The organism is Clostridium sp., assembly GCF_036639235.1.
GTDB lineage: Bacteria > Bacillota > Clostridia > Clostridiales > Caloramatoraceae > Clostridium_AB.
On record NZ_JAVWJB010000022.1, the window covers coordinates 18,278 to 28,870 of the forward strand.

Sequence of the window (10,593 nt, forward strand, 5' to 3'; positions counted from 1 at the left end):
TTAACGTCTAATAGGTGTAAGGTAATTAAACACTTACATATATGCCGGCATATTTTAGGAGGATTACAGTGGAACTATTAATTAAAAAAGCTATTAAAGGTGATGAAGAATCCTTTTTCAAGCTTATAGATGGTCTTATGACTAAGATTTATAAGGTGGCTAAAAGCCGTCTTAATGATGAAGATGCCATAGGTGATGCAATTCAAGAAACTATTATTGCAGCCTACTCAAACATTTCAAAAGTAAAAGAGCCTAAGTACTTTAATACTTGGCTAATAAAAATACTTATTAACAAATGTAATGACATTGTTAAAGATAGAAAAATAGTTTATATAGAAGATTACAATTTAATTGAAGATACAAATCTAACATACAGCATGGATCTTGAACAATGTTTAGACTTTGATAATCTATTAAACTGTCTATCACCAGACTATAGAACTGTAATTGTTCTATACTATGTTAATAAATTTACAACTAAGGAGATTTCCCAAATACTTAACGAAAAAGAAGGTACTATAAAAAGTCGATTAAGCCGTAGTCGCTCTATACTTAAAGACCTTTACCTTAATGAAAAGTCATATGGAGGTATTAATTATGAATAATAATTTTGATAAAGACATGGATAATATTCTTAACAAGGAAGTTAATATACCTAAGAGTATTCTAGATAAGAAGGAGCTGGCTTTTAATGCTATTAAATCAAATAAGAATAAGAGAAGAAAACCATCATGGAAAACAGGTTTAACTGCAGCATTAGTTACCCTTACAGTTCTAGGAGGGATAGCCTTTGGTGATAACGCTCTAGCCTCTATTAAGAATTACCTTAATCTTAACAAAGATTATGGCTATGAAAAGGCAGTTAACAAGGGACATGTTCAAAATGTTAACAGTAAGGTAGTTAGTAAAAACGGTGTAGACATTAAGCTTATGAATATAGTTAAGGATTCAAATAGAATCTGCACTACTTTCTCCATAAAGGTTCAAGATAGTAAATTATTTAAAGAAATAGTTTACATTAAACCTAATCTTACTTATACAGGGGGTATCCTAGAATCTATGTTATCTAGTACTAACTATAACTATAGTGTTAATAATGAAACCCAGGAAATTATTATTAACAGCGTTTCAACCTTTAACCCTAATAATTCACAGGATAATATAAAAAACCTTAATAATTTAGATAATATTGATGTTTCAATATCTTCACTAGATATTTTAACTTCAGTTTCAAACAATGTAGAATCCTTTAAATTACCAGAGGTAAGTGAGGGTGACAAAAATAATATGGCTAAGGCAGGGCTTAAACTAATAGCTGATATTTCTGGTCCATGGGAGTTTAAGGTTGCTATTGATAAGAAATTTAATAATACTAAGCCTATAGAATTTACCCAAAGTAACAATAAGGACTATATTACTATAGTCTCTGCAAAAATGCTTCCTACAGGAATAGATATTACCTATACATTTAAAAATGAAGCTGAAGCTAAAAATGATGAATTATATAAAAAGTTTAAATCAATTAAATTAGTTGATAATAAGCAGAATATATATACTCCAACTAACTATGCTCTACAAGAACTTAGAGATGATAACACAACCTATATAACACAAACATTCCCTGCTACTATATTTGACGAAATAGATAGCCTTAAAATAATTATTAAGGATAATAATAACTTTACTAAAGAAGTTATCCTTAATAAGTAATTTATAACTAAACACAATAAACCTTATCATTTAACTATAAATGATAAGGTTTATTTATTATATTTTCTTCCACCTTGTATTTCTTCCCTTGCCTGTAGGTTCTATTTTACCCTGTGACTTAAGCTTATCAAAAACCCTATTAATTGTTGCATCTCCAACATCAGGACATATATTTCTAATATCTGATTTAGTGAAAAATCCAAGCTTGCCTTCTATTGTAGCTTCTACCCTATTTCCCTTACTTCCCCTAGTGGACTCAATACATCCTACTCTTTCTTCTAGTTCTTTGTAAGCTCTTATGATAACACCAAGGAAATACTCAAGCCATATTAAAAAATTATTCTTTCCATCATGCCAAAGCATTGATGATTTATTAAGTGATTCATAATAGGTGTCCTTACTATCCTCAATAATCTTCTCTAAACTTATAAATCTACCTACCTCAAACCCAGCTTGATATAAAAGAAGTAATGTTATTAATCTAGACATTCTACCATTCCCATCATTAAAGGGATGAATACATAGAAAATCCAAAATAAAAGCACCAATCAACACTAAAGGCTCCACATCTTCATTATTTATATTTTTGTTATATAAATTACAAAGCTCCTCCATATATCCTGGGGTTTCGAATGCATCAACTGGCTTAAACCTTATATATATTTCTACACTTGGCAGTATTTCTTCGATAACATTGTTAGAGTTTTTGTATACTCCACCCTTTGCTGATGAAAACTTATACAAATCCCTATGTAGTTGTAATAATACTGATGATCTAATTGGAATAGCTTCGAAATCACTATGAATTGTACTTAATACATCCCTATATCCTGCAATTTCACTTTCACTTCTATCCCTTGGCTCTATTTTATTGTCCATTATCTCTTTAAGTCTTTTATTTGATGTATATATTCCTTCTATTCTATTAGATGACTCTGCACTCTGTATTACTGCTACTTCTTTAAGTGTTTTAAGTACCTGAGGTGATTGTTTTATATATAAGTCTTGCTTACCTTTATATTCATTTATTACAGTTAACATTCTAACTATATTCATAGGCAAGGCTATATTAGACAGCTTATTATTTTGAAATGAAATCATACTTTCCCCTCCTTAATCTACTTACTCTCTTTATTATTATCATTTTATCATAAATATACTCATTTAACTCTAAATGAGTATATTTAATTACTTTTTATTATATTTAAAATGCAATAAACCTTATCATTTAAGTCTAAATGATAAGGTTTATTGTAAAATCTACAAACACCATATGTCTAAATATAATTTGACACTTTAATCCTTTAAGGATATATTATCAATAATTAATACTGACCAAATTATAATATAAATATATAGGAGAACTATTATGAATGGAACTATAAGATCAAATATACAAATCGGCTCAAGGGTTCAAGGAGTTCAGAAGCAAGACCAACGCTCTGGCAAGCTAACTGAGGGTGTTGTAATTAAAATACTTACAAACTCTCCAAACCATCCACATGGAATCAAGGTTATGCTTGAGGGTAATATTGTTGTTCGTGTTAAGAACATTCTCTAGTCCTTTTCACCGTACTGTCTATGGTAATTCACCTTAATTCTAATATTAGGGTGTTTCTCCATAAATTGATGCATTACATAATAGCAACTTTTACATGGCTTCCACTTAGTGTATAATGTAATTTCCCCTGAATCATTAAGATTCCCAAGACCTATCTCACTATCTATATGTTCTAATATTTTCTTTTCACTATCATTTATTCTATTGTATCCAATGCCTAACTTTCCAAGTTTATTAACCTTTCTACTTATGAATACACCCTTATTAATCTTAGGAGACATACAGTAACCTTCTATTTCATTACTTCCACTAATGCTTTTAAATTCATGTCCATTATATGTTGCAGCAGCTATGTTTATAGTGTCCTGTAGGGCTCTACTTTGGTTAATTTGATGCATCCCATTACCTACATTAGTTATATACTTATCTAGGTTTCTTATTAATCTATTAATCCTTGGAAGATTAGTATATACATATTCTTGGTGTAATACACTACCCTTAATAGGCTTTACATAATCTAAACTTATGTTATCTGGCATATTAATTATTACTGTGTTAACTAAGTTTTCACTATTATACTCCCTACTTACTTTACTTGAACTTAAAGTTAGTATTTTCTTTAAAAGCTCAATGTCCTTAGTAAACAGGTAGTCCCTATCTAGTTCATCTTCTATCTCTTTTAGACTAAGCTTATCCTCTTCATTAATAGTACTTGATATATTCTCTGATAAGGCTTCTACTACATTAAGAATATGTGAAACATCCTCTTGAATACCCATTACCCTATCATACTCAACCCTATGAATAGCAAGTCTTTGTATATGATTAACCTTGTTCCACAGACCCTTGTGACTCTTTTCAAACTCTAAAATAGAACTAATATAACTAAAAAGTTCATCTATATCATAAACCTTATACTTAACCTCCCCTAAGGAAAGATCATTATAAATATATTTTAAAACCTTTATATTAACAGGAAAAACCTTAGAAATCTCTAAAACAAACTCTTCTTCATTATTAAATATTAAATTATATCCTTTACCAAAAAGCTCATTATTAAAATCATTAAAGCCTCTAATACTTATTCTTTTAATTTTCTCTTGTATACTATCCAACTCTCTCTTACCCTTCATATACTTTAATAATAGTATTCAAAAATAAGCTGTGCTATACTTTTATAGTACAACTTAATAGTTGAATGTGGGCTACTGATATCACTTACCTTTCTTTATGAAGGGAGGTGATACATATGAGTAACGATATTTTAATGTTACTATTTACAGCAGGTATATTCTTAATTGCACTATTAACATTTATAGTGTTACTTATAGAAAAAATCTCAAAAAAATAGTAGCCCCACCTCGCAATTGGACGCTACTATTTCAATATAAAATATAGTGATATCAGTTGCCATAGCAACTATAGTTGTATTAAGAAGAGTGTTAGCTGCACTCTTCTTTTTATTATCTGCATTTCTTATTAATATTATATCAAATAATTAACAAAAATAAACCTATATATTTTATATTAATTATACACTTCAAAATTACCCTTATTAACCTATCAATTCCTCTTGACTTATTCTATTAGTATTACCATAATTTTTATAATAAATTTTAAAAAATTATAAACTATATTAAATTTTCTGAAAACTTATTGACAGTAAAAACATATGGTTGTATCATTGAGTTAACTTAATATTTAGAAAATTCTAAATTAATATTAAGGCATTGAGAACACTGTACCCTCTCACTGTACGTATTAATTTCTTTAAAGAATATGCCGTTGTAATGGGGTGTATTCATAGGACGGGAAACCTAATCCCCTCTATGAATACACCCCTTTCTCTATATTTTTTTAAGCTATGGATTTCTAAATATTAGTTCTCTTTTAAAATTCCATATTACGATAGGACGCAGGACGGGAAACCTGATTTATGCACTCATTGCCGACCTATACGCTATTTTGGAGGTTTTACTATGAAAAAGAACACTGTTGACAACTTAAAAACACTAATCAGAGCTGGTAGAGGAGTTATTCCAGCAACCACTGTAATTCAAAACGGTAAACTAGTTAACGTTATGACTAATGAGGTTTACCCTGCTGACATTGCTATCTATGAAGATACAATTGTTGCAGTTGGAGATGTTAAGGATTACATTGATGAGAAAACAGAAATTATTGATGCTACTGACCGTTACCTATGTCCTGGTCTTATTGATGGACACATCCATAGCGAGTGTAGCAAGCTAAGTATTACAAGTTATTCAAAGGCTGTAGTTCCACACGGAACAACAAGTATGATTTCAGGACTTGATGAATACATTTCTGTTTCAGGGCTTGAAGGCTTAAAGGAAGTACTAAAAGAAGCAGACGCTTCACCACTTAAGGTTTTCTGGGGTGCCCCATATAAGACTCCATACACTTTCCCAAAATCTACAGTTTCTTTTAATTTTACACCAGAAGTTCATAAAGAAGTTCAACAATGGAATGAATGTAATGGTGTATGGGAGGTTGTTCGTGAAGCAGTAATGGAAGAAGATCCAGATACACTTGGAGCAATCGCTTATGCACATGAAAATAGATTACCTATATTCGGATGTGCACCTATGGCAAGAGGTAAGGACCTTAATGGTTACCTTTGCTCAGGGGTTAGACTAGACCATGAAAGTTACTCACATGAAGAAGTAATAGAAAAGATGAGAAATGGTATGCACATGCTAATGAGAGAATCTACTATTACAAGATTCATGGAAGAAAATATAAGAGCGGTAACAGAGGTTAACCCATCTCTTGCTAGAAGAGTAAGTTTCTGTACAGATGATGTTACTGCTACAGGTGTTATCGAAGAAGGTCACCTAGATAGAGTTGTAAGAATGGCTATAAGAGCAGGGGTTGCCCCTATAACAGCTATTCAAATGGCTACAATTAATAGTGCTGAAGCATATAGACTTGATGATAAGATAGGTTCAATTACACCAGGAAAAATGGCTGACATACTGTTTATAGAGGATTTAACTCAGTTCCACGTTAGATCAGTTATGGTTGAAGGCACGGTTGTTGCTGAAGACTATAGCCTAAACTACAAGCTTGAAGCACCTGAAAGAAGTGAAGTACTTGTTGGTAAGCTTAAGTGTGAACTAACTACTAAGTCAGACTTTGAATATAGAGTTGATATTGAAAATGGTACTGCTGATGTTCTATCAATGGATGTTAAGGCGCCATTTGTTAGAAAGAGAAAAGACGCTACATTAAATGTAGTTAACCATATAGTTATGCCAGATATTGAGCAAGACGTTGCTATGGTTTCAGTAATTGAGCGTTTTGGTAGAAACGGTAACAAGTCTCTAGCATTCTGCTCAGGATGGAAGCTTAAGTCAGGTGCAATGGCATCATCAGCTGCTCCAGATGATAACAATCTAGTTGTTATGGGAACAAGTGCTGAGGATATGATGGTTGCAGCTAACTACCTTATCGAAAACGGTGGTGGACAAGTTGTTGTTAACCACGGCAAGGTTGTAGACTTCCTACCACTACCAGTTGGAGGTATAGTAAGCGACCTTGAACCAACTGATGTTATGGAAAGAGAAATTCAGCTTAAGGATGCATCAAGAGCTCTTGGATGTACACTTCCTGAGCCACTTATGTACATGTTCTTCCTACCTATAACTGCAATTCCTGATTATGCAATTACAGACGTTGGGCCTGTAGATTGTGTCAACTTAACAACGTTTGACCCAATCCTAAAACTTAACGCTAAGTAAAATTTGAACAATAAAGTATGTGATTCACCACCTATTACTTAGGTGGTGAATTATATACCCAAAATTGCATTGAAAGGGGATTTTATTATGAATAATAAAGAACTTAAAAAGTTAATCGATATAGCCGCAGGAAGAAAAAAAGCCGACACAGTTATTAAAAACTGTAAGGTTGTAGATGTTTATTCTGGAAAGATAATCGAGGGAGATATTGCCCTATCAGATAATAAGATAGCAGGTATCGGATCATATGAGGGACTTACTGAATATGACGCTAATGGTCAATATGCATCACCTGGATTTATAGATAGTCATATCCATATAGAATCAGCATATGTGTCACCTGAGGAACTTGGAAATCTACTAGTCCCACATGGAGGAACAACAATAATAGCTGACCCACATGAACTTGTTAATGTATGTGGCCTTGAAGGGCTAAACTATATGAGAAGCGCCGCTAAAAACACTAAAATGTCTATTAAATTTATGGTTCCATCATGTGTTCCTGCTACTCCATTTGAACATGCAGGAGCAACAATAGCAGCTTCTGATATGGAAAGTCCTATTAAATATGATGATGTATTAGGACTTGGAGAGTTTATGGACTTCCCTGGTGTTATATCAGGAAATGAAGCAGTACTTGATAAGTTACTTGTTGCTATAAATGAAGGTAAGCTAATAGATGGTCATAGTCCATCACTACTTAGCAAAGACTTAAATGCCTATGCTGCAGGCCTTATTCGTACAGACCATGAGTGCTCAACAGTTGAAGAAATGCACAATAGAATTGAAAGAGGATTATATATTCTTCTTAGACAAGGCTCTGCATGCCACGACCTTGTTCCACTACTAAAGGGAGTAACAGAGGAGAATAGCAGACGCTGCCTTCTATGTTCAGATGATAGACAACCTAAAACAATACTTGAAACAGGCCATTTAGATGACCATTTAAGAATTTGCGTTAACCATGGAATTAATCCTATAACAGCAATTAGAATGGCTACACTTAATGCAGCTGAATGTTTCAGACTATACGATAGAGGTGCAATTGCCCCAGGACTTCGTGGAGACATTGTACTATTTGATAACCTAACAGACTTTAATATATCTAAGGTATTTATTGAAGGTGAACTTGTAGGTGAAAACGGTAATTATCTTCCTAAGTTTGAAACATACCCAATAGATAAGGTTCAGGGTGGATTCAAGGTTAAGGATTTCTCAAAGGAAAAGCTTAATATTAAACTTAGGGGTAAGAAGGCCCACATTATAGACATTTTACCTGGTGGAGTTCTTACAGCTAAAAGTATTGCTGAAGTTAATCTTAACGAAAACAATGAATTTGTTTACTCCCCTGAGGATGGAATAGTTAAGGTAGCCGTTGTTGAAAGACACCAAAACACAGGAAATGTTGCTACTGCTCTACTTAGAAATTATGGAATTAAACATGGTGCTATTGCACTTTCAATTGCACATGACTCACATAATATTATTACTGTAGGTGTTAATGACGATGATATGACACTTGCTGTAAATGAATTAATTGCCCAACACGGAGGAGTTGTCCTTGTTAAGGATGGCAAAATGGTTGAAACAATGCCAATGCCAATCGGTGGAATTATGAGTGATAAGTCAGGTCAATGGGTTAATGATAAACTTACTGCAATTCATGAAGCAGCATACAAGGAACTTGGAATAAGCGGAGACGTTGAGCCTGTTATGACCCTATGTTTTATGTCACTAGCTGTAATCCCAGAGATTAAGCTAACTGATAAGGGACTTTTCGATGTAATGAAGTTTGACTTTATAGACCTTGACGCTGAATAATCTCATATTCTATGTGAAAGGAAGTGGATCTAAACTATGGAAGCTAATAAAGTAAAATTTTTCACCAAGGGAGACATTGGTGGAATCACATATGTAGTATCAAACAACCTAGTTAATTATCTAATCGTTATCGGAACACTTTCAGGTGTACTTGGATGGCCTGATGAAATTGTATTCGGTAAGGTAATCCCTGGTCTTTCAATTGGTCTTATGTGTAGTGGTATTGTTTACACATATATGGCTTATAAATTAAACCGTTCAGAATGTAAAATAGATGCAACCGCACTACCTTCCGGAATATCAACACCTGCTATGTTCGTTATACTTTATGGCGTTGTAATGCCTCTAAACTATGCAATAAACGACCCTAAACTAACATGGGCAGCTGCAATGGCAGCATGCTTCATAGGTGGAGCTATAGAATTCCTTGGAGGATTTATAGGACCTTGGCTTAAGTCAAAACTTCCACGTGCAGCTCTACTAGGTACAGTTGCAGGTATCGGATTTATCTGGATGGCAACCCAGGGAGTATTCAGCATATATGCTGACCCTATTATAGGACTTCCTATATTTGCAGTAGCTATGTTTGGTTTATTTGGTGGATACCTATTTCCGAAAAAAGTACCACCACTAATAGTAGCTATTGTAGGAGGTATTATATATGCATTCCTACTTGGAAGAACCCACTTCGACTTTAGTGGAATTGGATTCTACTTCCCAAACCCAGCTAATACATTTGAAACACTACTTAGTGGATTTGCAATTGTTGCACCATATCTAACAATTATAATCCCAGTTAATATTTATAACTTCTTCGAAACAATGGATAACGTTGAGGCTGCAAATGCAGCTGGAGACAACTACAATATTAAGTACGCTCAGTTTACAGATGGTATTTGTACTATGATTTCAGCAGTATTTGGAGGAGTTGTTCCTAACACAGTATGGCTTGGACATGCTGGACTTAAAAAATCAGGAGCAGGAGTTGGATATACTGCTATATCAGGTATAGTACTTGGTTTATCAGGATTCTTCGGACTGTTTACCTTCTTTAACGGACTTGTTCCACCTGCAATTTGTGCAGTAACATTCCTATGGTGTGCAGTACTTATGGTATCACAGGCATTTAAGGATTGTAGCGTTAAACACTATGCAGCTATCGGGGTTGCCATGATCCCTCCAGTAGCTGATTATCTATACTCACAGATAACAGGTGCACTTGGAACACTAAATGTTCATACAGAAAAACTCGCAAGCGGACTAAACGACTATGCCCCTGCAATTAAGGAGCAGCTTGTAGGTAACGGTGTTATGTGGGACGGAATACCTGCTGTTAAGTCAGGTGCAGTAATAATCGGTATACTACTTGGAACTATGACCGTATTTATTATTGATAAGGAGCTACATAAGGTTGGCTTTATGGCACTGGCAGGTGCAGCACTATCATTTGTTGGATTCATCCACAGTGCTGAACTTGGTCTAAACATAACATCACCTTTTGGAATAGCCTACCTAATAGTTGCAGTACTATGTTTTATAATGCACAAGGGTAAAAAGACTTGGTTCCAATCTGATGATGATTTCGAATATCTATAAAAGATAAATTAATGGCCATATTCCCCCATATGCCATGATTATAAATCTAATAAACAAAAGAGTCCCTCAAATCTAAAATGTACCCTATAGAATAGACGATTTAAAAAAAGTCTACCCTATGGGGTATTTTTTCGTATAATT

General features: G+C 33.6%; 9 protein-coding genes. 7 read left to right on the plus strand and 2 right to left on the minus strand.

The window, feature by feature from the left end:
• The first annotated feature begins 68 nt into the window (after nucleotides 1–68).
• Both RR539_RS06880 and RR539_RS06885 read left to right on the plus strand, forming a co-directional pair.
• On the plus strand, nucleotides 69–605 hold the full coding sequence (locus tag RR539_RS06880) for a sigma-70 family RNA polymerase sigma factor (RefSeq protein WP_332474076.1): 537 nt from the start codon (nucleotides 69–71) through the stop codon (nucleotides 603–605).
• The gene (locus RR539_RS06885; protein WP_332474077.1) at nucleotides 598–1,710 is read left to right on the plus strand and encodes a DUF4179 domain-containing protein; all 1,113 of its coding nucleotides are present in this window, start codon (nucleotides 598–600) and stop codon (nucleotides 1,708–1,710) included. The genes RR539_RS06880 and RR539_RS06885 overlap by 8 nt, the downstream gene beginning before the upstream one ends.
• A 57-nt stretch (nucleotides 1,711–1,767) precedes the next feature.
• On the opposite strand, the gene RR539_RS06890 is transcribed toward RR539_RS06885, so the two are convergent.
• Entirely contained in the window at nucleotides 1,768–2,811 is a 1,044-nt protein-coding gene (locus tag RR539_RS06890) for a Fic family protein (RefSeq protein ID WP_332474078.1), read from the minus strand.
• Nucleotides 2,812–3,079: 268 nt separating this feature from the next.
• Here RR539_RS06890 and RR539_RS06895 point away from each other — a divergent pair, with 268 nt between their 5' ends.
• Nucleotides 3,080–3,271: a YwbE family protein gene (locus RR539_RS06895; protein ID WP_332474079.1), complete on the plus strand. Its 192-nt coding sequence runs from the start codon at nucleotides 3,080–3,082 to the stop codon at nucleotides 3,269–3,271.
• Here the strand turns inward: RR539_RS06895 and RR539_RS06900 are convergent.
• Nucleotides 3,268–4,404, minus strand: a complete 1,137-nt coding sequence (locus RR539_RS06900; protein WP_332474080.1) for a deaminase domain-containing protein — start codon at nucleotides 4,402–4,404, stop codon at nucleotides 3,268–3,270. The genes RR539_RS06895 and RR539_RS06900 overlap by 4 nt on opposite strands.
• A 116-nt stretch (nucleotides 4,405–4,520) precedes the next feature.
• Between RR539_RS06900 and RR539_RS06905 the strand changes: the two genes are divergently transcribed.
• From RR539_RS06905 to RR539_RS06920, 4 genes are all read left to right on the plus strand, one after another.
• Complete coding sequence (locus RR539_RS06905; protein WP_332474081.1) at nucleotides 4,521–4,622, plus strand: putative holin-like toxin; 102 nt, start codon at nucleotides 4,521–4,523, stop codon at nucleotides 4,620–4,622.
• Nucleotides 4,623–5,250: 628 nt separating this feature from the next.
• The gene (locus RR539_RS06910; RefSeq protein WP_332474082.1) at nucleotides 5,251–7,035 is read left to right on the plus strand and encodes an adenine deaminase; all 1,785 of its coding nucleotides are present in this window, start codon (nucleotides 5,251–5,253) and stop codon (nucleotides 7,033–7,035) included.
• 87 nt (nucleotides 7,036–7,122) lie between these two features.
• Complete coding sequence (ade, locus tag RR539_RS06915) at nucleotides 7,123–8,856, plus strand: adenine deaminase (RefSeq protein ID WP_332474083.1); 1,734 nt, start codon at nucleotides 7,123–7,125, stop codon at nucleotides 8,854–8,856.
• A gap of 36 nt (nucleotides 8,857–8,892) precedes the next feature.
• Nucleotides 8,893–10,452: a xanthine/uracil/vitamin C permease gene (locus RR539_RS06920; protein WP_332474084.1), complete on the plus strand. Its 1,560-nt coding sequence runs from the start codon at nucleotides 8,893–8,895 to the stop codon at nucleotides 10,450–10,452.
• The last annotated feature ends 141 nt before the right edge of the window (nucleotides 10,453–10,593 follow it).

Bases quoted from the DNA above. Each gene is read 5' to 3' on its own strand.
- RR539_RS06885 (WP_332474077.1), top strand. From the start codon at position 598: ATGAATAATAATTTTGATAAAGACATGGATAATATTCTTAACAAGGAA.
- RR539_RS06890 (WP_332474078.1), bottom strand. From the start codon at position 2,811: ATGATTTCATTTCAAAATAATAAGCTGTCTAATATAGCCTTGCCTATG.
- RR539_RS06895 (WP_332474079.1), top strand. From the start codon at position 3,080: ATGAATGGAACTATAAGATCAAATATACAAATCGGCTCAAGGGTTCAA.
- RR539_RS06900 (WP_332474080.1), bottom strand. From the start codon at position 4,404: ATGAAGGGTAAGAGAGAGTTGGATAGTATACAAGAGAAAATTAAAAGA.
- RR539_RS06905 (WP_332474081.1), top strand. From the start codon at position 4,521: ATGAGTAACGATATTTTAATGTTACTATTTACAGCAGGTATATTCTTA.
- RR539_RS06910 (WP_332474082.1), top strand. From the start codon at position 5,251: ATGAAAAAGAACACTGTTGACAACTTAAAAACACTAATCAGAGCTGGT.
- ade (WP_332474083.1), top strand. From the start codon at position 7,123: ATGAATAATAAAGAACTTAAAAAGTTAATCGATATAGCCGCAGGAAGA.
- RR539_RS06920 (WP_332474084.1), top strand. From the start codon at position 8,893: ATGGAAGCTAATAAAGTAAAATTTTTCACCAAGGGAGACATTGGTGGA.